The organism is Pseudoalteromonas sp. JC3 (assembly GCF_030291895.1).
Classification (GTDB): domain Bacteria; phylum Pseudomonadota; class Gammaproteobacteria; order Enterobacterales; family Alteromonadaceae; genus Pseudoalteromonas.
This window is the reverse complement of record NZ_CP127855.1, coordinates 1410927-1434256: the sequence shown is the minus strand read 5'-3', so window position 1 is coordinate 1434256 and position 23330 is coordinate 1410927. Positions and strand designations below refer to the sequence as shown.

Sequence of the window (23330 nt, the reverse complement as noted above, 5' to 3'; positions counted from 1 at the left end):
GATTGCGAATGTACTCACGCTGAGACTCCAATAACGGCGATAGCAAAATCCTGCCTCAAGCGAATATTGATTGCAGCAAAAGTTACGGGGCAATTGGGTAAATTCGGGTAAAAATATAAGCAGACCTTTGATATTTAAGTTTTTATTTACCACAGCTTGATATCAAAACTTACCTAACCCAACGCGTCCGTTTAATATCAAAGGTTTTACCCAAGTTGACCCTAACTGGCCCTACAACCTCCTATTCAATCGCTGAAAAAGTTTCCAACATCACAAGGCAAGTTAACAATGCATGAGGCATGTTGACTCAGCACAACGATGAAGGAATAGAAAAATGAAACAGAGAAATTTCACCCCAAAATTAGTCAGCCTAGTTACCAGCACGTTGTTACTGGGTAGTATTTCGCTACAAGCCGCAGAAGAATATGGAGAAATGGCCCCCTCACAAGTAAGCCCAGAAGCGTGGCAAGCCATTTCAAACTGGTCTCAAGACCGTGTTTCCTTGCTTGAATATATCTCCGACAACGACGAAGAATATGAATTAGACCGCTATGTCGATAGCTTGATCCGCGACTATCGAGATGGAGAGATGCTAAGCCAAGCAAAAGCTTTAGATCAAAACGTGTTATCAGCATGGGAAAATGCTTTTACCGAGCAAACACCTGAAGATAACTTTTTCTTTACTCGATATCTTATTCAATTTAAACCGACGGTATTCGAAAAATGGACACAACAGCAAAAAGTGCCAACACTCAGCCAACATTTAGAGCGAAATGCACCGCAGCTTTACAGCACTTGGCATAAGGAATACGCAGCTCCTAAACGTAAAGGGCTCTCGGTACTTGAATACGATAGGACGCTACCGTCAGATATTCTTGCCGAATTAAAAGAATTGCTGACTAAAAAACCCATCTTCGGGCCTAAGTCACAATGCTCATGTCAGATGGTGACCCCTTCAACCAGCACAGGCCAAGTAGTCACTAACTACCCATCAACCCAAACGCCTTGGAGCACATCCACCAGCGATGGTAGTGGTTTTTCTAAGCACCATGCTTATGTCAATACCTCAGCCTACGGCGCCTTTCACTCAGCTAAGGGGAAACGTTGGTCAAAAAATAAAGCGCTCAGTTTCGATAACACCTCAGCCCATAACTCGACAGAGTTCCACGTCAAAATGTTGTGTGCAGACACCGGGGGATTTGCATGTAATCAAAGCAATGCCTGTTCGGGCAATTTAGAAGTCAGAGGCACTTATTCAGCTCGCTACCATGTAACTGGGCAAGCTAAAAAAATTTGGTCAAAAGGTACCAACTCACACGCAACCGACGGCGCAAAATTTGCGGTCGATTTGCCAGGAGCTGCACCTGAAGTCATCTTGTTTAATAAAGCCGGTGGCGCAGCCATGGGATATAACACCACATGGAATTTAAACTCCACCATTGGAGTCGTTAAAGCCGCACTTGGCATTACTTCTGCAATCGTCAATGGCAACCCTGGCAGCTTGCTTGATGGTCAATTGGCCGATGCGCTCATCACCAACTTGGCAGGCATGATCACGCGTTCGGGTAATCAAGCCAGTGTTACCACCACAATGCGCGCGCGCTTTGATTCGTCCGACGTCAGCCCTTTCTTGTTGCAACCCAATGAAGTGTATCACTTTACCCTTGATTCAAAAGGTCGGGTGCAAGCCAGAGGCTACGGTGGTTATTCGGACAGTCATTACGAATATGGTAGCTCAGGCGCGGTGATGTATGCGGCAAATCACTTTACCTGCGGCAGCAATGTCAATGCCCCAGCACCAACAGGGTTATGGTTCTATTCGTCACAATCCGGTCCAGATAGCGACGCATCATTACGTAGTGACGTTGAAAACTGGCTCTCTGTGCAGCTCAACAAACCCGTTAATGCAGGCCAACGCCAAGGCATCATTCACTAGGTTTTTGTTAAGGGTGGCCATGCGCTGCCCTACTCCAATAAGGAAAGATTATGAATAAGTTCATCGCCACTACGCTTACCTGCTGGGTTTTGTCTTTAAGCGTTAACGCCTCAGCAGAGTCAGGGCACTACGATACATCAACCCTACCGCTATTATTTCACGCAGGACAACAAGGTTATCAAGCCCTTTCACCTTGGTATTCTTTTCAGTATCAGGACCAAAGGATCACCTTACAAACATGCGCAGAAGATGCCTGCAAACAAACGCTGCAATTTCCCCAATTAGAGCAAACTGCACCATTCAATAGCGAGACGTATGAGCCCAGCTATCAAGGTGAAGCTGGAAACATGAAAAAGTTAGAGAGTTACTCTCAACTCCAGCTCGGTTATCTAAAAGAAAACAGACTCTATGCCAGCGGCAATCAACGGCGCTTACTGTTCACGTTACAACTCGCGTCGGGTAAAGCTGAGTTACCCTTTGTATTTAATGATAACTATGACGAATCTCTGGCAAAAGATAAGTCATCCCTTACTCGAAGTTTCTCCTCCTGCGCCAAAGCCTGTAATACCACTTGGCAAGCATTTAGCGTGGATAAATCTGGTCAATATAGTCCGGCTATTTTTGTTCGAGATGAAACCGGAAATTGGCTTATTCAAAGTACTCGCGACGCAATTCGCATTGAACTTACCACCTTAATCGGACAATATCAGCCACCGGCGCTGCGTCATCACCACAATGACACCACACAGTCTAGCTATTCGTTGAATGACGATAGTTTAATTGTTACTCGCCAAGCTGATAGCGTATCTCGTCACATACTTAACCAAACTCAGGTTGTGGGTCTAAGTGATAAGCACTGGTTGCTGCTTCAAAATACCGACCTCACCCTCACGGATAACAACTCAAATATACAAGCCAAGCGTCCAATCGCGCAACTTGAGCTATCACGCTTACTGGCAAGCTATCTTGATAATGATCGCTTATATTTATTAGGGTTATCACCAAGAGACGCTGTGATTAAACCATCGCAGCAAACGATTATGACGCAGTATCCAAAGCTTCATGAAGACGCCCTCGTTGCCACCTCTCTACTAGAACTAGATTTAGGGCTACAGGTTATTTCGGCCACAACGGTATTTATTCCTGACACCGAGTTTACTGATATTCGCATTACTCGCAATGCGTGGGGAATATTGGTTAGCTCCGGCGAAGTTTCGGCACGTTCAACAACACATACATATGAAAGCAATCAATCGGCATCTGCAATGTCCGGCTGCCCGATGATAGCCAGTGGCTATGGTTATGGCCTGCTATGCTGGAAGGCATTAAATAACCCAACACTCACCTATACTCCCAATGCCGCAAGCACAATGATCCCAACGACGGTGGTTGACAACACAACGCCAAATCTAATGAATCAATTAGAAAACAATCAATATGGGATTATTTTTAAAAATGGGGCAACGCCAACCGATCCGGGTGGAGTGTGGACTCATCCAGATAATGTTGCCACCAGTAAGGAAGATTTAGGATTGGCTGTGGCCATGTACCATTATCGCTGGAGTTCACCTGTCGCGGCAAATATCGTCTACCCATCAGGAAGCCCCGCACACCCTGTGATGTTTAGAAAGGTGGAATATCAAGCAGCGAATAGCAGTAATTTGCCACATAATGTTTGTAATCATTTTGCTGCCAGCTCAGGTTACCCTGAGTATCAGGCGGCTGATGCTTGTATGACACAGCCAGGTTTTGGCCTATTTAGCCTCGAAGATCTTACCTTCGACCGTTGGCAAGGAGGGAATTATTATCCGAACCAAACAGTCAGTGGGCAGGATAATTCTTGGTTTCCTTGGTATACCAACTTTGTTGGTGATCCACCAGTAACAGAAATCTTTGAACAGGCCTCAAGTGCTGAAATGCTTGCACGGCTGCAATTTAACCTGGCGCAGTTTGGTAAAATCAACCAAGACACCTATGTTAACGGCACGCGCTTTAGCCAAGACACAGTCACTGGCTTCTACCGCTGCAGCCACCAATAATCAGCTAAGAATAAGGATATTCGTATTCAAGACTCGCAAATTGTTAACAATGCATTAAACTTCATTCAACTGTTCAAAAAGGAATGAAGTCATGCGCATCATCATCGCCATTGCGACGCTCAATTTAATTGCTTGTAGCAGCACGTTTGCAGTCCAACAAGCGAATACCAAAGTATTAGGCGCTTACTCAATGTTCGCGCCTTCCACTACAGAAGCCCCAAATATCTACGCGCGCGTCGTTGTTGACGGCGTGCTCAGCGACGCCAACCAATGCCCAAGCTTACTCTTTGGTAAAAAATCCATGCCGATGCAGTTGCGAGCAATGCGTCCGAACCAAACACATTTTCCAGTCTCTGTATGCGAAGCGAAAATCTCCCCAAACACGGCTTATACCGTCAGTGGTAGCCAGTTCTCGTTAGCGCCCGTGACATTCGATCCGAATAAAATTGCGGTTTTTGGCGACACTGGCTGTAAGTCATCAGTTTGCGAAAACAGCACTGCTGCCGAGCCGTTTAAAACCCTCGCAGAGCAAGGGGCAAAGCAACAACCACAATTGTTGCTCCATATGGGGGATTTCAACTATCGAGGTACCGGAGGTGCGATTTCCGGTGATACCTATGCTTATGACGCTGGCGATGGTGGATATGGTGGTACTAGCTGCGGTCTCAACGATACCTACTACAGTCAAAACGCGATAAATAGCCCAAGACCAGATACATGGAGCAACTGGCAAGCCGACTTTTTTGCCGCAACAACGGATCTTTCAGCAACCGCACCATGGATTTTTGCACGAGGCAATCATGAACTTTGTAGCCGCGCAGGAATTGGCTGGTTTTACTTTTTTGGCCCGGGAGCCAACCTTCCTGATGCCATTGACCAACAGCAATGTCCTGCACAGGGGGATTATAATCAACCGCCACAATCTGCAAGTGCCCATATCATTGTGCAAAACTCCTATACCATCAACTTAAAACCGCTCAGTGTGTGGGTAATGGATAGCGCCAATGCCTGTGATGCCAGTGCAGACAATGGCCTAACAAAAGTCTACCAACAGCAATATCAACGACTCAATGTCAGAAGCGAACTACTCAAAACCAAACCCATGTGGATTATGAGCCACAGACCCATTTGGGGCGTTGAAGACCCAACAACCAAAGACACCTTAAATGTAATGTTGCAAACTGCGCTGAAGAACACCAGACAAGGCAAGTTGCCTGAACACGTGACTTTATCACTCGCTGGACATATGCATATTTATCAGTCTTCAACCTTTGCCGCCAGTACCGCACGCCCTGCGCAAATCGTTGTCGGCAATAGCGGCGTCAGCCTCAGTGATACCAATGCCTTTAGCGAATTTGATTATGCACTTGATAGCCAAAACGCACTCGTTAACGAACAAGGTAAGTTCGGCTTTTTATCCATTAAGCTTGGCGAAGATGGCGCGTGGCAAGGGGAATTTTTGGATGAAAGTGGTACCGCTTTTCTAACCTGCAGCAGCGAAACTGCAGATAAAAAAGCGGTATGTCGGGCGAAGTAAGCGCGACTCTTACATCCTAATCACTGGCAACTTGAGTTGCTCGCCTTGTATCATCGTGTTTTTGATACCAGGCGAGTAACACCACGGTAGCAGCAGCGACCACTGCAACCCCAAATCCAAGATCCACGGTAAAGTGTTCAACGACCCACCCGGTCAACGCAGCCCCACCTGCAATCCCTACACCGAGTCCGGTAATTAGCCAAGTTAAGGCTTCAGTGAGTAAGTGTTTTGGTACGCTTTGCTCAACCAGACCCATGGCAATGATCATCGTTGGAGCAAACGCGAGTCCCGAAATAAACATCACTACCGCCAAACCATAAACGTGGTTAACACTGAGTAATAGCACGCTCGCGATCAATGTGAACATCGCAAAACGTACAAGCAGTACTGGCATAGACAGACGCCACTTAACGGCTCCAAATCCAAACCCAGCGATACAAGAACCAAGCGCGTACATCGACAATACTAAGCTGGCCGCAATTGGCATACCTTGCTGCTGAGCAAAAGCGATACTTAATACATCGATTGCACCAACAATTACACCGAGTGCCAATAACACTAAACTAAGCAACTTAACCGTGGAATTAGCCAGTGCGGAAGTTCGGGTCTGATTTTCACTTTGTTCTATTTTTGGTTCGGTGTCCTTTTGCGACACTAACCAGATACTGCCTATCACAAACAAAATAACCGCTAGCAACGGACCGGCTTGAGGAAAGAGCAAGCTGCTCAGTGCAATCGCAAGTGGAGGTCCTATCACAAAGGTAATTTCATCCAGTACCGACTCAAAAGAATATGCCGTATTAAGTAAGCCTTGATCTGATTGTATCGCGCTCCACCTGGCCCGAACTAAAGCCGGAACACTTGGCATAATGCCCGCACACATGGCTAAAACATAGAGGCTCCAAAGTGGCGCTTGCAAGTGACTTAATAGCAACAATGCCAGCGCAGATACTGCACTAAACAAGGCCGCAGGGATCACAACCTTGCGTTGCCCTACCCTATCAATCAGTCGCGACAACTGCGGCGCAGCAAATGCCATGGTAAAGGTAAATAGCGCAGCAATGGAACCTGCAATCCAATATGAGTCATAGAGTTGCGAAAGCATGGTGATTAACCCAATCGCCATCATAGAGAGCGGCATACGAGCAATAAAACCAGCACAGCTAAAATGCTTAGTTCCTTTTGTCTTAAAAATTTCGGAGTAAGGATTATTCATTGATCTCTCCTTGAGATTATTTTCACATACAGTGTGTATGTAAAAATAATTGACATACACACTGTATGTCAATTATAAATTGCGTAGTTTTTCAATAAGGATCGCAAAATGACAACAAGAAGCAGCATGATGGAGAAAACCCGCAGCGAGCTATTGGCCCAAGCCAGAGTGCTTTTTGCAAGTAAAGGATTTGCAGGGACTGCATTAGAAGAGCTAACAGCGGATGTAGGACTCACTCGAGGAGCGCTGTATCATCACTTTGGCAACAAAAAAGGGTTGTTTTACGCAGTCGTACAGCAACTAGATAGTGAAATGGATCTCCGGCTCCGTGATATTGAACGTAGTGAAACCTCACCTCAGCAAGCGCTTTTGAAACGTGCAGAAACTTACTTGGATATGGCTACGGAGCCCGAGATACAACGTATTATATTACGTGATGCGCAGTCGGTTTTAGAGCCTGAGCAACTCGAAAAGGCAGCGTCAGGGTGTGTGGCATCAATCACACAGTTACTAAGTGCAATCGCACCGCAACAGAGTCCTCAAGCGCGTAAAACCAGCGCTCAATTTATCAATGGTGGATTAACGAGTCTCGCACTTTGGATTGCAAATCATCAAGTACCCGATCAAGCCGTAGATGATGCAAAACGTACCGCATACGAATTATTAAACCGTATTATGTTAGCTTAGGTTTTACTTAATCAGTAACAACGCGCCGAATCATTCGAACTGTTCTAGCGTATGCATAAGACTAAACGGATGCTGTAAAAACTCGGCTTGGTAGGTTTTATTACGAACACTTTCTGGTAGCTGGTTAAACTCCAGCTCCGTTTCAACATAATCGAAATAAACGCTGGAGCTTACCGTGTTTAACGTATTCACGAACCTTAAGACTCCTGACTGCTTTTGCACCGCTAAATTCGCGGCAACAAGTCTGGCGAATTCGCCATATTCTTCGGCTTCACATTCCCTTTTTTGGTGAATATAAAAATAAGATAAAACGATACCTCGCTGCTGCGAGGTAATATTAAGACTGCGTAATTGCTCTTCTGTAATAGCACGCTCACTTTCGCATGCCGCTTTTCTAACACCCAGTTGTGTTACGCTATTTAACAGCTCACTAAGCAGCGTCTTTTGAACTGGTTCAAGTTGTTCAACTGGATACTCAATAGTCGGCGTAAGATCTACTGACATTGTTTCAGCGTTAGTTTGTTGTGCGAATACAAGTCCAAACAATATCGAAATGAATAACTGGCGATTCATCAATTATTCCTTCTATCGTTCGAATCCGTAGAGCTGCTCTATGCTTTTAAGATAATTAAAGTTGATCTGAAGAAAACCCGCCTTTAGTGTGGCCTCTTTTACCGTCTCAGGTAAGGCATTAAACCTCGCTTCAGCTTCAATAAAGTGTGCATAGCGAGAAGAGGACGCAGCATTGATGGCCTCTAAAAAGGTGAAATCACTATGCTGCCCTTTCGCTGCATGATTGACGACAAGTAACTTTGAAAACTCACTAAACTCTGCTGATTCGCACTGATTTTTGTTGAGACCGTCAAAGTAATGAAGAACTAAGGGGTAGTGCTTCATATTGATTTTTAGCGGGCTCAATTGCGACTTGTTCAACACATTATCAACGTTCTCACATTCCTTGCGCTTACTCTGTAATCGGTTATAGCTCTCTATAAGCGCTGACATTGCCCGTCGTTCAAAACCTTCTATTCCAAAATTGTCCAGTAGCGTGTTGAGTTCGCTGGGCTGTACAGGTGGCTTGTTAAGTATTTCTTGATAATCAGGTGTAGCGGCCACTGTGCTCACATTTAGCAATAAGCCCGCGACTAAGGATGCTGAGGATAAATTCACTGTAAAATTCCTTTTCAATCATATTATTATAGTTTCTGCAGCATACAGGCCCTGCAGAGGAATGGCCTGCAGCCCTGGTTTATTCCATCACACTGTCAAGCGTAGCAAATAAATTGAAGTTCTTGTTTAAGTAGTCAGCGTTAAGCGCTGTTTCTCTAACTTGTACAGGTAAGAGATCAAACTCGGCTTTAAATTCCCTAAAATCACCATAAAGGCGAGATGATAAAGTGTTCATGGAATTTATTAGCTCAACATTTTTTGGCTCTTTTTGAACAACCAAATTGACTGCAAGCAATCTCAAAAAGTGCTCATACGCTGCTCGCTCACACCGACTTTTGTTTACACTATCGACGTAAAATAACACTGTTACGTAATGTGTTTTGTCAATGCTCAATGCATCCATTTGTTTTACTGTAAGTATGTTGTCGACAGCTCGACAGCTCATTCTTCTTTTATGTAGCGAGTTATAGCTTGATAATAACTCCATCATCGTCGCGTGCTCACTCGACTTTAAATCAAACTCACTCTGTAAAGAAGTAAACTCCGATTCGCTTAGCGGTAGCTTGTTATACAATTCAGTGTAAGTCATTGAAGTTTCAGCATTAACAATACCCATAGCAGCGACTGATAGTAGCGCTATTACTAAATGCTTTATTAAGCTTCGTGTCCTTTTGATGTCACTTTCCAAAACTCCCTCCTGTTAATGACCGATCTTCAAAATATAGTCGCCGCAATGATAAACCATGTATTTTTGGCGCTAGAACAACACCATTCACCTCGGTTTACGCTGAGTCGCCTTACACGAGGTTATCTTACGAGACGCTACGACAACTTATTCGTGAAACCCAAACAGTATCAAAACGAATAAACGAGATTTCACCACAGACACCTTTAATCACTTAAATGTCAAAACTGGCAATAAGCTTTCAACATAATTAAAGTTGTTTTTTAGAAAATCAGCTTTCAGCGCAGCCTCTTTCACGGGTTGGGGTAAGGTATTGAATGTTTCATCGGCCTCCATGAGCTCCTTGTAACTGAGAGAAGGTACTAGGCTCATTAACTTTAGCCTATCGAAGCGTCTTTCATCTTTTAACATTACATAACTGACAGCAAACCTCCGTGAAAAATCACTAAACTCCGCAGATTCACACTGATATTTGTTTAAGTAGTTAAAATAACTGAGTACAGGAAGATAGTAGTCTACCTCAATGTTGAGCGTGCTAAATTGCGAGTTGTTTAGAACAGTCGTAACCTTGTTGCATTCTTCACGTTTGCTGCGCAGTCGGCGATTGCTTTCATCTAGCTCAGCCATAGTCTGCAGCGCAAGAGCTTGCCTATCAACGTCACTCTGTATCGTGGAAAGTTCACCAGTCAGCGGTTGTAGTTGGCTAATCACATATTGATTGTTGGGTGTGGCTGAGGCTGTACTTATATTTACCAATAAGCCAACGACCAGCAGTAATGGGGATAAACTCATTATAAATTCCTTTTAAATGATGTGTTGCAAGCATACACAACTTGCAATAAATAGACAATGAACAACAGCGTGGCCCACCAGCCACGCTTAGTTAGTTTACAGTCTGCTAAAAATCATAGCTGAAACTTAAGCTGTAATTTCTCGGCGCACCATAGCGATACTGATCAAAGAAGCCTATTTGGCTGTAGTACTTTTCATCGAAGAGGTTTTCTACGTTGAGCTGTAGCACCATATTGTCTGCCAGAGCGTAGTTTGCCATCAAGCTAACCAGTGCATAAGCATCTTGCTCTAGCCTATCGTTGCCCGTTACTGAATAAGTGTCATCCTGCCAGTTCACGCCACCGCCAATCGTCAACTCAGGTAAAGCATTCACAAATTGGTAAGTCGTATACAACTTAAATTGCTTTCTTGGATTATCCGTATTCACTTCAACGCCGTTGGCATCTTCTGCTTTGTATTGTGAATAACCCAAATGCACATCAAAACCGTCAGTTAACTGACCCACCACTTCAAATTCGAAGCCTTTACTGGTTGTGCCTTCAGCAGCATATTGCGCGACTGTATTTACCGAACCAGGAACTATGTATCCAACATCATCTTGAGCTAGGTTATCTTGTTCGATTTGGAAAATCGCCAATGTTGTTTGCAGCGTGTCGTCTAGATAGGTACTTTTTAGCCCCACTTCGTATGATTTTCCTTTGATTGGCTCAAGGAAATCACCATTACGGTCTTGGGCATTTTGCGGCTGGAATATTTCAGTGTAACTTGCATACACTCGCTGCGTTGTCGACAAGTCGTACAAGGCACCAGCGTAAGGTATAAATACGCCATTGTCGCCAAAATCAGTGATGACGCCATAGCTTTCGCCTTCGCGCTGCCAGCTCGACAACCGACCACCCGCTATTACTTTAAGTTCATCGCTAAGATTTAGCCTTGTTGCGGCGTAAAACCCTTTTTGCTCGGTATCCATATCTTGAGCAACTGAGGTTTCTTTGCCCCACGTCGGCTCAGGGAAATTACCGTCCCACTCGTAAAAATTGCCAACTGGCAAAAAGGCATTATCGAGCGTAGCGAAAGTGAGTGTATCGGCACTCTGCTCACTGTAAAGCGCGCCAGTTACGAAATCATGCTCACGACCGGCGAGTTGATAAAAACCTTTAAGCTGGATATCAAAGCTGTCTTGGTTACTTTCACCTGTACTTTTATAGGGCCAAGACGCTAAGCCCTCACCTGTTGTTTTATCCAACGTGCCGAATAAATACAGCAGCTCTGTATCTTGCTCGTATTTCAGCTTGTTGTAATTGGCGACCAGTTCCCAACCATTTGCAAAGTTGTGGCTAAAGTTCACAAAAGCATTGGTGCCAGTAGTTTGCCACTCAGTCCAATTTGCAGCTGTGGTTTTTTCGACTTCCCAGTCTGTCTTACTTCCATCGGTAAAGAAAGTAGGTAATGCCCCCCAAGTTGGACTGGTAGGGTCGTTACGCTGATAGCTTGCACCAACGCGGATCGTCGAATGCGTGCTTAAATCCGCTTCTAGTACCCCATAAAGCACGGTACTTTCGTCAGAGAAGAGATCTAGATACGAGTCACCTTCTTCATACTTCGCGACCACTCGTCCACGCACACTGCCATCGTTAGTTAATCCATTGGCAACGTCCACCATCACTTCTTTATTGTTCCAGCTTCCCAAAGAGACACTGGCAAAACCTGTGAGGTCGGTGCTATTTGCATGTTTGCGTACTAGGTTAATAGAAGCTGAAGGATCGCCCGCGCCGGTTAATAACCCGGTTGCACCACGCACAAACTCCACGCGCTCGTATATAGCAACATCCGCGATGGTTTCGCCTGAATCCCCCGCTAAACTCCATGACAAAGGAACGCCATCAATTTGATAGTTGGTAATGTCAAAGCCACGTGACTGCAACGTATTACGAACATTATCAACTTCTTTCGCTGACACCCCAATCGCATTTAACACAGTATCGGTTAATGTATCGAGTTTTTGCTCTTTGATCCGTGCAGCGGTAATAACACTAACAGATTGCGGCGTCTCAAGAAGTGATAACCCTAAGCCAGTTGCGGTGTCTATCACTTCATTGACGGTGTATTTTCCCGTCACAACTATTTTTTCAATTTCTTCTTTATCTTGCTGTGCTGCTTGCACCTGTAATGCTGACGTGCCGAGCGCTGCCATAACAGCAAATGAGAGCGTTTTGAGAGGCAGAGTGTTCACTGGGTTCATCCTAATATTGTAAAAATCGAAACGATCATAATGCAGATGATAACCATTAGCAATAACATTAAGGTAAATTACAACCAGTTTCGAACCCGATTTAAGGAACGTTCCCGAAATAAGTAACCAACTAATTTAAAACAACTTTCCTATAAAAGAAACAAGAAAGATAAACCGCTAAACGAATAAAACATGCCATTTAACGCACATCCAAATGAATATAATTGCCATTTACACTTTTAAAAAGATATACTTTATTTACATTTTTGCGCAAATACTCCCTCAGCTTTAATTTGTCGCCGTCATTCAAAGAACTAGGAACACACAATGGCAAAGAAAATAAGCAACAAGTTTTGGTTTCAGTTGCATGGTTGGTTTTCACTGCCAATATGGCTACTGTTTTGCTTTATTTGTATCACAGGTACCATTTCCGTTTTCAGCCATGAACTTACATGGCTTACCAACCCTGATTCTCGGGCATATAACCCCAGTCAGGTAAGTGAGATGTCAGCGGGCTCAGTGTTACGCACGTTTAAAGATGAGTACCCAAGTGCAGATGTCATGGGGCTCAATGTGAGAGAGCCCTATTTGACCTATGTGGTGATGTTTACCGACGTCGACAAGCCCTATGCGCTTGCATATGTAAACCAGTACACAGGGGCTGTTCAGGAAATAAATGACGGCAATACGTTTATTAACTTTATGCGTTCACTACATGGCTGGCTGCTATTTCCATGGCAAAATGGCTACAGTGTTGGTTACTATTTAGTGGCGTTTATGTCACTGATCCTATTGGGCGCGTTGATCACAGGCCTGGTGGTATACAAAAAGTTTTGGTTAGCGTTTTTTCAGTTTAAGCTGCGTAAATCACAAGGAGGTCGTACCCTTGCCGCTGACATCCATAAACTCAGTGGAGTATGGTCGCTTTGGTTTATGACCGTAATGAGCCTCACCGGACTGTGGTATTTAACGCAAGCGGTGCTGTGGCATGCTGGTGTTGAACTAGAACATCATGAAACATTAAATGCTGCGGATATACCCAACTCAACAATAAACGCGAATGCAGTGGAAACCAGTGTTGACCTAGCGCTCGGTGAAATCCAACAGCAGTACACTGACTTTCGCCCAAGTTACATCATGCTACCTGAGCATAACCGCGATACGCTCAAAATCAGTGGCGCAAACGACTACATACTCTATGACGATTACAGCATAAATATCGCCTACAACACTTGGAATGATACTGTCGTTCATCATGCAAACCCTGATTCAATGACAGGCTTACAAACGGTTATGCACATCACAGATCCACTGCATTACGGCACCATAGGAGGGATCTGGACCAAAGTCATCTGGTTTATTTTTGGCTGTATTTTATCCGGGATGTCGGTCACTGGATTTATCATGTATCAGCTTCGGACCAAACGCGCGCGTAGCCAAGAACGGAGCAATGCAAAACAACTAAAAGCACAGCAAGGGTAAATCGCCATGAATGCAGTCAAACGCTTTATACAGCACAATAAATATTGGTTAAATGCCCTATTGCTGGTGTTGCCAGCTTGGTTTTATTATCAATCATTACATCCAGAGTTTCCCGCTCCATTGGCGGAGCAAACACTTGGAGAGTACAGCATTACACCAATGCCTTTTGACGACAAGCCGCCATACATCCACGATAACTTATACGTCAAAGACTTCTTACTACTGTTCAATAAAGGTGACGTTGAATCTGTGCGCCAAGGCTATCTTAATATCGGCCCCAACGCGATGCCACTTGCACAGCTTATGGAGCATGAGCTCGGGATCCTTCACGGCACAAAACACGGTCAACACGTGCATGCTTTAGCAAAGAAAACATTATCAAAAGACGACAAGGTTTGGCTGACGATTGAAACTTGGCAAGGCGAAGTCATCGTCATGAATTGGCCACTGCCAGAGTATTTAATCAAAGAAAGCGCATAGAAAAGGGGCATCTCGCCCCTACTCGATTTAAATTGCACTTAAGACTCAATAGAAATCAGGATATTATACCAGTTGTATTAAGTAAATGATCTATCTTGAAGCGGGGAAATAGCTTTAGTAGCACCGCTCTCGCGTCCTGCTACCGCTAAGGTACCTATATCCATATAGGCAAGGCAAAAATTTTGCTATTTAGTTGTTCTAAATGAGAAATTTTTAACGAAGCTAATATGCTATTTCACCCTTCAAATTGATTAGAGAATTAATTCAATTGGTATTAGTACCCCACCGCTGCGCTATCTGCACGCCTTGGATCTGAGGAGCCAAATAGACCTTTATCGGTAAGCATGATTGACTGGGTTGAGCCCATCGCATTCTGCTCTGAAAGTGTGTGTCCTTTGTTTTTTAGTAGACGTCGAGTATCCACATTTAAGCTACGTTCAATACGAATTTCATCTGGTAACCATTGGTGGTGAATACGCGGAGCCACGGTTGCTTCAGCGATGTTCAAACCATGATCAATAACATTCATAATGATTTGTAGCGTGGTGGTGATAATACGCGAGCCACCTGGGCTACCCGTTACCAAAAAGGGTTTACCCTCTTTCATTACAATCGTAGGTGTCATCGAGCTCAGCGGGCGCTTCTTTCCTTCAACAGCATTAGCTTCTCCACCAACCAAGCCAAAACCGTTTGGTGTGCCGGGCTTTGCCGAGAAATCATCCATTTCGTTGTTAAGTAGAATGCCAGTGCCAGCCGCGACAATACCTGAGCCATAGCTAAAGTTGAGCGTATAAGTGTTACTCACTGCATTGCCCCACTTATCTACCACAGAATAATGCGTGGTTTGGTTACTCTCATAAGGTAATAATTTACCGGGCTTAATCTCACGGCTTGGTGTCGCTTTGTCTGCGTTTATTTGTTTACTGCGCTGCTTTGCATATTGCTTATCCACCAATGCTTTAACGGGTACGTCGTAGAAATCGGGGTCGCCCAAATATTCACTGCGGTCAGCATACGCACGCTTCATGACCTCAGCCATTAAATGGACGGTAGCAGCGCTATTATGCCCAAGCTCACCAATAGGATATTGCTCCAGCATGTTCAGCATCTCTATGATATGCACACCACCAGATGAAGGAGGCGGCATAGAAACGATGTCGTAGCCGCGATATGTGCCTTTTACCGGCTCACGCTCTACCGCTTTATAGCCTTTTAAGTCATCCAGCGACATAATGCCACCAGCTGCTTCTACTGCAGCAACAATTTTCTTTGCTGTCTCGCCCTGATAAAAGCCTGCACTGCCTTTTTCGGCAACAAGTTCCAAAGAGTGAGCCAAGTCAGCCTGCACCAGCCATTCATTTGGCTTGTAGCTGCTACCATCTTTTTTATAAAACACAGCCTTAGACGCCGGTACATCGAGCATTCGTTCTTTAATATAACGATGAGAAAGCGAGTTAGCTAAGTCAGAGGTCACTTTAATGCCATCACGCGCCAATTTAATTGCAGGCTGAATAACTTGACTAAGTGTCATGGTGCCGTATTTTTTGAGTGCTAACTCCATCCCCATAACCGTTCCGGGAACGCCCACGGCAAGGCCGTGCTGAAGGCTTAGCTTTGGGTTTACCTCGCCGTTTTCATCAATAAAGATATCTTTGTGCGCACGACTCGGCGCCATTTCGCGATAATCAATCGCAATGGTTTTATTCTCTTTTGCCAGATGCACTAGCATAAAGCCACCACCGCCGATATTTCCGGCCCTTGGCAAAGTCACGGCAAGACTAAAACCTACTGCAACAGCCGCATCAACGGCATTGCCACCTTGCTTTAAAATCTCTACACCAACCTGACTAGCAAGTGCCTCTTGGCTAGATACCATGCCGTGTTCAGCCCATATTGGCTGTGCCGTGGCTTTAGAACTAAATATTGGTGACTCGTCAGCTTGCGCCGTGTTACCAAACGCAACACCCGTACATAAGGAAACAGAGCAAGTCCACACCAAGGCTGTTAATTTACGCATCTTCATCCCGTTTTTTAATTATTCTCATGTTGCAGTGTTGCATGATTAAAAAGACCAAACAATATCGATGCGTTGGGCGACTGACAGTGCAAATTTACGTTACACCATAGTTACTGCACTCAAGGCTAAAAAGCTGCTTGTCATCGAGCATTGAAGTTACACAGGGTTGAAATAAGGCAATTGAGAAAAACACAAATTCAACCTTTAAAAAACATATTTGACAAATAATTTACGTTGGGTACAGTCAATAATGTAGTTTGTTTTTTGTACGACAATTCAAGCTTTCACAATAAGGAAAATAAGATGAAATTAACACTAACAAAAAGAAAGATAAAACAACTGAACCATACTGCAGGCTTGGAAAAAGCCCAAACACCAAACATCGCGGGAGGTTATTTAACCGCGGTTTGTGACAGAGAAATAACCGAGTTATGCAACACGAAAGCATTTGGTTCTTGCTATAACTGTGGCTCCCTTCGCTGTTAATACGCTTTCTTACCACCCAAAGGAAATGAAAAATGAAAATTAAACTGAATAAAAAGCCGCTTAAAAACTTAAACAATGCTCAAGCTATTGCACCACAAGCAACCCCCCAAATTGGTGGTGGTGTAAACCGTTTGACTGATTTGGACTGTGTACCGACTAACCGCCACGATTGTCGTACAGGTGCTATCTCTTGTTACGGTGATCACGACTGTGCTTTCACAAATAGACAGTATATGTGCGATTAATTCTTTTTAGGCCCGTACTTGGGCCTATTTTGGAGTCTCGACCTGCTTAAAACACTAATCCTAGCTCACGCAACTCGCGCTCAGCTTGAGCCGCATTAAAGAACTGAATGCCATGTAACCCAACCTGCTTTGCACCTTCGACGTTCGCTAAGACATCATCAAGAAAAACACAGTCACCTGCCGCCAGTTGGTAGCGCTCCAGTAAATGAGTAAAAATAGCTTTGCCGGGCTTCATGCAGCCAAGCTCAGCAGAAATAATTTCTCCGTCAAAGTGTTGCCAGAAAGTATGACGCGCTTTTAGGTGGCTCACAATCTCGTGCACATTATCGGTTAGGGCATAAGCACTATATCCAGCCGCCTTTAGGCGCTGCATCAGTGCAAGCGTGCCATAAAGTGGGATCAGTGATTCTTTGATATAAAAGAACAGTTCGTCAGCTTGCTCAGAGGTTAAGTGACAGGTTTGCATAAAAGCGTGCTTGGTGTCTGCTTCAGTCAGTTCGCCTCGATTAATCGCAAACCAAATCTCACTGTGGAACAGCTGCTTAGCTAGACTCTCAACGTCGCATTGGTTGCCAAAGGTAAGCCGAACAATCTCCTCCGGTGACCACCTCACAAATACGTTACCGACGTCAAAAATTACGTGTTTAATATTGCCAATTGCCATCCTTGAACCTCTTTAGTTAGTTTAAATATGAGCGTTTATTATGCATATATTTATCACTTACGCACGGCTAATTCGGTAGACTCCAATGAAATGAAATCAATCATGCATTTGTTGTAAATACTCGCTAAAAAAGGTCAGAAATGCTTTGACTTGGCGAGGTTGAAACTGCCTAGATGGATAAATCGCTTGCAGCGCAACTTTGTCTGAGTCCGTTGGACTAAATCCCAATGTTTGAGTTGGCAACAACTCTACCAATCGCCCCGCTTTAATATCTTTGTGAACATCCAGCCATGACTTAATGGTGATCCCAAGCCCTTGAATAGCCCAGTTTCGCAATACTTCTCCATCTGAACTCACTAAACAGGTAGGCACGGTTTCAATGATGGTTGCTTGCGTGTCTCTGTCGATAAAATACCAATCGTTTAGCGCCTGTCCTGCTCTTTCCAGTACTAAACAGCGATGGCGCTGTAATGCTTGATAGCAATCTGGTGTACCATACCGTTCGAGATAGTTTGGGGCAGCCACCAGCATTCTGCGGTTGTTTAACAGAGGCCGAGATATCAAACTGCTATCATTTAAATTACCATAACGAATGGCGATATCAGTGCCAGACTCAACTAATTTGACCAAGCCCTCCCCCAAGCTCAAGTTAACCACCACCTGTGGATGCTGCGTGGCAAACTCCGCAACGGCGGGAACCACGTACTGACGACCAAAGTCTGAGCTTGCTGCAATTTTGAGTGTGCCTCTCAAATCGGGATCGGCATCTTGCAGTAGCGCCTCCGCCGCCGCAACCTCCTCAATGACTCGCACACAGCCCTGATAAAACCGCTCTCCCGCTTCGGTCAGTTTGATACTTCTGGTGTTTCGAGTCAGTAAACGGGTTTTATAGTGCGCTTCGAGTGCATTGATCCGTGCGGTCATGCTCGCTGGAGAAAGCCCTAATACTCGCCCTGCCGCAGCCAGGCCATCAGAGCGCACCACTTGAACAAAAAGCGCCATATCGTCTGCTTTGCTTTTCATTATTCACCTTTTATGAAAAGTAATTTTATATAAAAGCCAATTATCAAATATTAATAAACAAATAGACTGTTCTCAACGCATAAATCGCTAACACCAATGGAGGTAACACACCATGCAGTTAGATCACTTTTTGTTTAGAGCACATGACATGGCAAAAATGGCGACCTTTTTTGAGCAGGTGCTTAGGCTTAAAGAAGGCTTACGTCCACCTTTTCCATTTCCAGGAAAGTGGTTCTATGGCGACCAACAACAACCTTTCATTCATCTGGTTGAACAATCACCACATACCCAAGCACAGGCTGAATACCTTGGTTCTGTGCAAAACACAAGCATGAGTACTAGCAACATAGATCATATTGCATTTCGTGGTGACGATTACCCCGGGTTAATCGCCCGACTAGAGCATTTTGGCGTTCGCTACGTGGAACGAGATGTCCCTATAAGCAATGAGCATCAGGTTTTTATCTTTGCACCTGAATCTCTAAAAATTGAAGTGCTGTTCCCACGCCACATCAACTCACTTGTCCAATAATTAGGAGAATACTATGTCTGATCCATTGTTATTTACGCAGAAAAAACTCGGTAATTTAATCTTACCAAACCGCATTTTGATGGCACCAATGACCCGCTCTAGAACAACACAACCGGGAGATATTCCAAATCAGTTGATGGCAAAGTACTACGCCCAACGCGCTTCGGCAGGGCTTATCATCAGTGAAGCCACACAAATTTCTTGTCAGGGCAAAGGATATTCATTTACTCCCGGAATTTATACCGCTTCGCAGGTTGCTGGATGGAAAGAAATCACCCATGCAGTCCAGCAAAAAGGTGGCCGTATTTTCTGTCAGCTTTGGCATGTCGGTCGTATGTCTCACTCCACTTTTCATGAAGATGGCCAACCCGTCGCCCCCTCAGCACTGGCGCCCGACGCACAAGTGTGGGTGGTCAACGAAAAAGGAGTGGGTGAAATGGTCGATTGCCCAACACCACGCGCACTGGCAACCCAAGAAATACAGAGCATAGTCGAAGATTATGTCCATGCGGCTGAGAATGCCATGATGGCAGGGTTTAATGGCGTCGAGATCCACGCTGGTAATGGCTACTTAATCGACCAGTTTTTACGCCGCAGCTCTAATCAACGTCATGATCAATATGGTGGCTCGAAGGAAAACCGAATTCGCTTTGCGGTTGAAGTTATCACCGCGATTAGCCAAGCGATTGGACCTGAAAAAGTAGGGATCCGATTAGCGCCTTTTATTACCCAACGTGGCATGCAAGACGAAGAAGCCATTGATACTATTTTGCTCGCCGCGGAGCACTTTAACCGCTTAGGCATTGCCTATGTGCACTTAGCTGAAGCGGACTGGGATGATGCGCCGGTCGTGACGGAGAGCTTTAGGCAAGCACTAAGAAGAAAATTTCACGGCGCGGGCAATTACGAACCAGAGCAAGCCGAAGCCCTTATTGAGCAAGGTCTAGTTGACTTTGTGGCTTTTGGTCGCAAGTTTATCTCCAACCCAGACCTCGTATACCGTCTAACTCATCAATTGCCTTTGAGTCCAATCAACCCTGATGCGCCTTTGTTTGGTGGTAGCGAGCAAGGCTACACCGACTATGCAGATTTCCAACAATTAAGAGCAAAAGGTGCAATATGAAGCCATTATTACTGCATTTATCCCTAGCCTCTATGGCATTACTCGGTGCAACCGATGCAATTTCAGCACCTGAGTTTACACTAGAAAGCCCAGATCTTGTTGCCGAAAAATCTATTCGACCATTTCAATACTGGGATCAATTTGGCTGCGAGGGAAACAGCACACGGCCAACCTTAGTTTGGTCAAATGCACCTAAACAAACCAAGAGCTTTGCGGTGACGTTTTACGATCAAGACGCACCAACCGGCAGCGGATTTTGGCACTGGCAAGTGTATAACTTGCCCAAAGACACGACTCGGCTTGCAGAAACTTTACCAAGCCAAGCCATTGAAGGTAATACGGATTTAGGAAAGCCTGGGTACTTTGGCCCGTGCCCGCCTATTGGCCGCAAACATAAATACACCTTTACCGTGCATGCACTAGATGTAGATACACTCCCCGTGCCAGCTGGTGCAACGGCACCACTTACTGGATTTTTTATCCACCAGCATAGCTTAGCGCAGGCAACACTTTCTGTGTATGCCGGCCCAAGAGCCGCAGGAGAATAACCATGCGTACCACGTTGACCACAAGTATTCGAGCGCTACTAACAGCAACTGCCCTGCTTGCAGGCACAGCCCACGGCGCTGAAATAGAGTCTGGCCATTACTGGCCTGATGATGCTCAATTGGTGATCTCTATCTCCATGCAGTTTGAAGCAACCGCGCAAGACCCAAGCGATCCTGGGCCATTTCCTCAGCAAGAAGCGGGCTACCCCGACACCGTCGCTCCTACTTGGTATCAGTATGGCATGAATGAAGGGATCCCACGATTGCTTAAGCTTTGGGATAAGCACAACATCAAAGTGACGTCCCACATGGTAGGAAAAGCTGCAGAGCTTAATCCTAAACTTGCCAAAATGGTGGCAGAAAAAGGGCATGAAATTTCAGGTCATGGACAAAACTGGACACCACAATACTCGATGACACCCGAAGAAGAACGTGCATCTTATATTCACAGTGCAGATGTGCTTGAAAAGATCACTGGGCAAAGGCCAAAAGGCTTTAACGCATTTTGGATGCGCCATTCACAGCAAACTCTAACTATTTTGCAGTCCCTTGGTTTTGTCTATCATATTGATGACTTATCTCGGGATGAGCCTTCGTTAACACCGGTCCATGGCAAGCCTTTCGTTGTTGTCCCCTACACCTTTAGAAACAACGATATCGTGCGCTATGGCGGCAGCTCCGCAATGACAGCAAAAGCCTATTTGCAAGAGTTAAAGGACGAGTTTGATGTGCTTTATGAAGAAGGAAAATCCCAGCGCCGCATGATGTCTATTAGTGCACACGACAGACTCGCAGGCAGCCCTGCACGCGTAAAAGCACTTGACGACTTTATTCACTACGCTAAATCGCACCCAAAGGTTAAGTTTATGCGCAAAATAGACATAGCCAAATGGACCCTAAAACAGCAAGACGTACCAACCAACCCAGAACGCGTGTTTTAACAAATAATAACGCTGCAATTCATAGGCTCTATTGATGAGCCTATTTTCTTCTGCGCACTTGCAAATACAATCGAGCTTCCCAAAACCACAATTTTTATTTTCGAAACCGCAAAAAGCACTCCTTCCATGCAAACAGACAAAACAAAAAATCTAATAATTTCAGTAAATTAAATTTTGGCATGCAACTTGTTATCTACTGAGTAATAACAACCTTCATTCCACCAGAGATATCAACATGGATATACAAGTCGAACATAAAAAGCGCAACAAGGTTAACTGGATGTGGGCTGTTGGCGGAACCATTTTCGCCATCGTTATTATATGGCTGCTAATACAGCCCTCAGCGCAGGCATCTTTGCCTATGGCAAAAACATGGATTGCGGAGGTCCAGCAAGGAGATTTAGAAGTCAGTGTATCTGGATATGGTCAGCTTAAATCGAAAACGCCGCGTTTGATAAGTGCCGCGAGCGATGCCACGGTTGAAGAAATTGTGTTGCGCCCAGGTGCACAAGTTAACCCCGACAGCATCATTATGAAGTTACAAGATGCAAATTTGGCCCAATCTTTAAAAGATGCCAAACGCAGTTTGGCGCAATCGCAAGACCAATATCTACAGCTCGATATCAATCAACAACGAGAACTGCTGTCTCACCAGGCAGATTTGGAAATTCTGAGATCTGAGTTAGAAAGTGCCGAGCTGGAGGTTAGCGCTCAAGGAGAGTTGGTTGAAGATGGGGTTGTTTCTAAACTCGACTACCAACGCGCGGTACTTACCCATCGCCAGCTGAAACGTCGCATTAATATTGAACAACAGCGAATATCACAATTGCAGACCTTACACAAAGCCAACCTGCAGCTTGCGCAGTCAAATATTGATGCCAGTAATGAAGCATTTTTATTGGTGCAAGATAGGGTGAATAAGCTCACTGTACGGGCTGGGATCAAAGGAGTATTGCAGCAACTTCATGTGGAACTTGGACAAAGTGTCTCTCTTGGCACTCAATTGGTGTTAGTTGGCAGCACCACTGATTTATATGCGCAATTACAGATCCCACAAGCCTATGCCCAGCAAATAAAGCTGGCTCAGCATGTGAGCATCAATACCCGTAACGACTTAATTGAAGGCCAAGTGTCGCGCATTAATCCAATGGTACAAAATGGCAATATTGAAGTTGAGGTGACACTGCCTAAAAGTCTGCCCGCGAGTGCTCGCCCCGAGCTAAATATTGAGGGAAAAGTCTCTATCGACAAATTGAGTTCCGCACTGTTCATCGACAAACCCGTCGGTGCAAAACCTTATAGTCAAGCAACCTTATATCTTGTTGATAAAGAAAAACAACAAGCCCGTGCAATTCAAGTACACTATGGCGCAGAAACGTCACAGCACATTCAGCTGCTCAGTGGCGCTTCGACAAATCAGCAGTTTATTTTGTCGGATATGGCATCTTATGCCGACACACCCGTAGTGACTTTGAGCAAATAACAAACCAAAGG

22 protein-coding genes are annotated in these 23330 nt (G+C 44.9%); 13 read left to right on the top strand and 9 right to left on the bottom strand.

Features of this window, described 5'->3' with window-relative positions; all coding sequences use genetic code 11:
• Window positions 1-334 precede the first annotated feature (334 nt).
• The 3 genes from QSH61_RS05885 to QSH61_RS05875 all read left to right on the top strand — a co-directional run bounded on the left by QSH61_RS05885 (window position 335) and on the right by QSH61_RS05875 (window position 5512).
• Complete coding sequence (locus QSH61_RS05885) at window positions 335-1936, top strand: hypothetical protein (RefSeq protein ID WP_206471259.1); 1602 nt, start codon at window positions 335-337, stop codon at window positions 1934-1936.
• 50 nt (window positions 1937-1986) lie between these two features.
• On the top strand, window positions 1987-3975 hold the full coding sequence (locus tag QSH61_RS05880; protein WP_206471258.1) for a hypothetical protein: 1989 nt from the start codon (window positions 1987-1989) through the stop codon (window positions 3973-3975).
• Window positions 3976-4066: 91 nt separating this feature from the next.
• The gene (locus QSH61_RS05875) at window positions 4067-5512 is read left to right on the top strand and encodes a metallophosphoesterase (protein WP_206471257.1); all 1446 of its coding nucleotides are present in this window, start codon (window positions 4067-4069) and stop codon (window positions 5510-5512) included.
• Between the two features lie 16 nt (window positions 5513-5528).
• Here the strand turns inward: QSH61_RS05875 and QSH61_RS05870 are convergent, their stop codons facing one another.
• Window positions 5529-6728 carry an MFS transporter gene (locus QSH61_RS05870; RefSeq protein ID WP_206471256.1) on the bottom strand — a complete coding sequence of 400 codons (1200 nt, stop codon included), beginning with the start codon at window positions 6726-6728 and terminating at the stop codon, window positions 5529-5531.
• A 108-nt stretch (window positions 6729-6836) separates the two neighbouring features.
• Here QSH61_RS05870 and QSH61_RS05865 point away from each other — a divergent pair, with 108 nt between their 5' ends.
• The gene (locus QSH61_RS05865; protein WP_206471255.1) at window positions 6837-7415 is read left to right on the top strand and encodes a TetR/AcrR family transcriptional regulator; all 579 of its coding nucleotides are present in this window, start codon (window positions 6837-6839) and stop codon (window positions 7413-7415) included.
• 30 nt (window positions 7416-7445) lie between these two features.
• Here the strand turns inward: QSH61_RS05865 and QSH61_RS05860 are convergent, their stop codons facing one another.
• The 5 genes from QSH61_RS05860 to QSH61_RS05840 form a co-directional block, all read right to left on the bottom strand.
• Window positions 7446-7988, bottom strand: coding sequence for a hypothetical protein (locus QSH61_RS05860; RefSeq protein WP_206471254.1), 543 nt, complete (start codon window positions 7986-7988; stop codon window positions 7446-7448).
• A gap of 12 nt (window positions 7989-8000) precedes the next feature.
• A complete protein-coding gene (locus QSH61_RS05855; RefSeq protein WP_206471253.1) occupies window positions 8001-8585 on the bottom strand; it encodes a hypothetical protein in 585 nt (194 codons plus the stop codon).
• Between the two features lie 79 nt (window positions 8586-8664).
• Window positions 8665-9273 carry a hypothetical protein gene (locus QSH61_RS05850; RefSeq protein ID WP_206471252.1) on the bottom strand — a complete coding sequence of 203 codons (609 nt, stop codon included), beginning with the start codon at window positions 9271-9273 and terminating at the stop codon, window positions 8665-8667.
• 207 nt (window positions 9274-9480) lie between these two features.
• Entirely contained in the window at window positions 9481-10062 is a 582-nt protein-coding gene (locus QSH61_RS05845) for a hypothetical protein (protein ID WP_206471251.1), read from the bottom strand.
• Between the two features lie 106 nt (window positions 10063-10168).
• A complete protein-coding gene (locus QSH61_RS05840; protein WP_211200820.1) occupies window positions 10169-12304 on the bottom strand; it encodes a TonB-dependent siderophore receptor in 2136 nt (711 codons plus the stop codon).
• A 318-nt stretch (window positions 12305-12622) separates the two neighbouring features.
• Between QSH61_RS05840 and QSH61_RS05835 the strand changes: the two genes are divergently transcribed.
• A complete protein-coding gene (locus QSH61_RS05835) occupies window positions 12623-13777 on the top strand; it encodes a PepSY-associated TM helix domain-containing protein (RefSeq protein ID WP_174168475.1) in 1155 nt (384 codons plus the stop codon).
• 6 nt (window positions 13778-13783) lie between these two features.
• Window positions 13784-14257 (top strand): PA2404 family protein, encoded by a 474-nt coding sequence (locus tag QSH61_RS05830; protein ID WP_010604112.1) that lies wholly within the window; start codon window positions 13784-13786, stop codon window positions 14255-14257.
• 274 nt (window positions 14258-14531) lie between these two features.
• Here QSH61_RS05830 and ggt read toward each other — a convergent pair whose 3' ends face one another.
• Complete coding sequence (gene ggt, locus QSH61_RS05825; protein ID WP_206471249.1) at window positions 14532-16274, bottom strand: gamma-glutamyltransferase; 1743 nt, start codon at window positions 16272-16274, stop codon at window positions 14532-14534.
• Between the two features lie 303 nt (window positions 16275-16577).
• Between ggt and QSH61_RS05820 the strand changes: the two genes are divergently transcribed.
• Complete coding sequence (locus QSH61_RS05820; protein ID WP_174168472.1) at window positions 16578-16760, top strand: hypothetical protein; 183 nt, start codon at window positions 16578-16580, stop codon at window positions 16758-16760.
• A 32-nt stretch (window positions 16761-16792) separates the two neighbouring features.
• Window positions 16793-17005: a hypothetical protein gene (locus tag QSH61_RS05815; protein ID WP_010604115.1), complete on the top strand. Its 213-nt coding sequence runs from the start codon at window positions 16793-16795 to the stop codon at window positions 17003-17005.
• A gap of 46 nt (window positions 17006-17051) precedes the next feature.
• Here QSH61_RS05815 and QSH61_RS05810 read toward each other — a convergent pair whose 3' ends face one another.
• On the bottom strand, window positions 17052-17669 hold the full coding sequence (locus QSH61_RS05810) for an HAD family hydrolase (RefSeq protein WP_206471248.1): 618 nt from the start codon (window positions 17667-17669) through the stop codon (window positions 17052-17054).
• A gap of 96 nt (window positions 17670-17765) precedes the next feature.
• Window positions 17766-18692, bottom strand: a complete 927-nt coding sequence (locus tag QSH61_RS05805; RefSeq protein ID WP_206471247.1) for a LysR family transcriptional regulator — start codon at window positions 18690-18692, stop codon at window positions 17766-17768.
• Window positions 18693-18804: 112 nt separating this feature from the next.
• Here QSH61_RS05805 and QSH61_RS05800 point away from each other — a divergent pair, with 112 nt between their 5' ends.
• From QSH61_RS05800 to QSH61_RS05780, 5 genes are all read left to right on the top strand, one after another.
• The gene (locus QSH61_RS05800; RefSeq protein ID WP_039491082.1) at window positions 18805-19224 is read left to right on the top strand and encodes a VOC family protein; all 420 of its coding nucleotides are present in this window, start codon (window positions 18805-18807) and stop codon (window positions 19222-19224) included.
• Window positions 19225-19237: 13 nt separating this feature from the next.
• Entirely contained in the window at window positions 19238-20347 is a 1110-nt protein-coding gene (locus tag QSH61_RS05795) for an alkene reductase (RefSeq protein WP_206471246.1), read from the top strand.
• Window positions 20344-20895: a YbhB/YbcL family Raf kinase inhibitor-like protein gene (locus tag QSH61_RS05790; RefSeq protein ID WP_206471245.1), complete on the top strand. Its 552-nt coding sequence runs from the start codon at window positions 20344-20346 to the stop codon at window positions 20893-20895. Before QSH61_RS05795 ends, QSH61_RS05790 begins: the two co-directional genes overlap by 4 nt.
• A 2-nt stretch (window positions 20896-20897) precedes the next feature.
• A complete protein-coding gene (locus QSH61_RS05785) occupies window positions 20898-21836 on the top strand; it encodes a polysaccharide deacetylase family protein (protein WP_206471244.1) in 939 nt (312 codons plus the stop codon).
• A 235-nt stretch (window positions 21837-22071) separates the two neighbouring features.
• Window positions 22072-23319 (top strand): efflux RND transporter periplasmic adaptor subunit, encoded by a 1248-nt coding sequence (locus QSH61_RS05780; RefSeq protein ID WP_206471243.1) that lies wholly within the window; start codon window positions 22072-22074, stop codon window positions 23317-23319.
• Window positions 23320-23330 lie beyond the last annotated feature (11 nt).

What these genes read in the sequence shown, in the direction of transcription:
- QSH61_RS05875 (WP_206471257.1), top strand. Translation starts at nt 4,067, where the DNA reads ATGCGCATCATCATCGCCATTGCGACGCTCAATTTAATTGCTTGTAGC.
- QSH61_RS05835 (WP_174168475.1), top strand. Translation starts at nt 12,623, where the DNA reads ATGGCAAAGAAAATAAGCAACAAGTTTTGGTTTCAGTTGCATGGTTGG.
- QSH61_RS05785 (WP_206471244.1), top strand. Translation starts at nt 20,898, where the DNA reads ATGCGTACCACGTTGACCACAAGTATTCGAGCGCTACTAACAGCAACT.
- QSH61_RS05865 (WP_206471255.1), top strand. Translation starts at nt 6,837, where the DNA reads ATGACAACAAGAAGCAGCATGATGGAGAAAACCCGCAGCGAGCTATTG.
- QSH61_RS05820 (WP_174168472.1), top strand. Translation starts at nt 16,578, where the DNA reads ATGAAATTAACACTAACAAAAAGAAAGATAAAACAACTGAACCATACT.
- QSH61_RS05830 (WP_010604112.1), top strand. Translation starts at nt 13,784, where the DNA reads ATGAATGCAGTCAAACGCTTTATACAGCACAATAAATATTGGTTAAAT.
- QSH61_RS05800 (WP_039491082.1), top strand. Translation starts at nt 18,805, where the DNA reads ATGCAGTTAGATCACTTTTTGTTTAGAGCACATGACATGGCAAAAATG.
- QSH61_RS05870 (WP_206471256.1), bottom strand. Translation starts at nt 6,728, where the DNA reads ATGAATAATCCTTACTCCGAAATTTTTAAGACAAAAGGAACTAAGCAT.
- QSH61_RS05790 (WP_206471245.1), top strand. Translation starts at nt 20,344, where the DNA reads ATGAAGCCATTATTACTGCATTTATCCCTAGCCTCTATGGCATTACTC.
- QSH61_RS05845 (WP_206471251.1), bottom strand. Translation starts at nt 10,062, where the DNA reads ATGAGTTTATCCCCATTACTGCTGGTCGTTGGCTTATTGGTAAATATA.
- QSH61_RS05840 (WP_211200820.1), bottom strand. Translation starts at nt 12,304, where the DNA reads ATGAACCCAGTGAACACTCTGCCTCTCAAAACGCTCTCATTTGCTGTT.
- QSH61_RS05885 (WP_206471259.1), top strand. Translation starts at nt 335, where the DNA reads ATGAAACAGAGAAATTTCACCCCAAAATTAGTCAGCCTAGTTACCAGC.
- QSH61_RS05805 (WP_206471247.1), bottom strand. Translation starts at nt 18,692, where the DNA reads ATGAAAAGCAAAGCAGACGATATGGCGCTTTTTGTTCAAGTGGTGCGC.
- QSH61_RS05860 (WP_206471254.1), bottom strand. Translation starts at nt 7,988, where the DNA reads ATGAATCGCCAGTTATTCATTTCGATATTGTTTGGACTTGTATTCGCA.
- ggt (WP_206471249.1), bottom strand. Translation starts at nt 16,274, where the DNA reads ATGCGTAAATTAACAGCCTTGGTGTGGACTTGCTCTGTTTCCTTATGT.
- QSH61_RS05880 (WP_206471258.1), top strand. Translation starts at nt 1,987, where the DNA reads ATGAATAAGTTCATCGCCACTACGCTTACCTGCTGGGTTTTGTCTTTA.
- QSH61_RS05795 (WP_206471246.1), top strand. Translation starts at nt 19,238, where the DNA reads ATGTCTGATCCATTGTTATTTACGCAGAAAAAACTCGGTAATTTAATC.
- QSH61_RS05780 (WP_206471243.1), top strand. Translation starts at nt 22,072, where the DNA reads ATGGATATACAAGTCGAACATAAAAAGCGCAACAAGGTTAACTGGATG.
- QSH61_RS05810 (WP_206471248.1), bottom strand. Translation starts at nt 17,669, where the DNA reads ATGGCAATTGGCAATATTAAACACGTAATTTTTGACGTCGGTAACGTA.
- QSH61_RS05815 (WP_010604115.1), top strand. Translation starts at nt 16,793, where the DNA reads ATGAAAATTAAACTGAATAAAAAGCCGCTTAAAAACTTAAACAATGCT.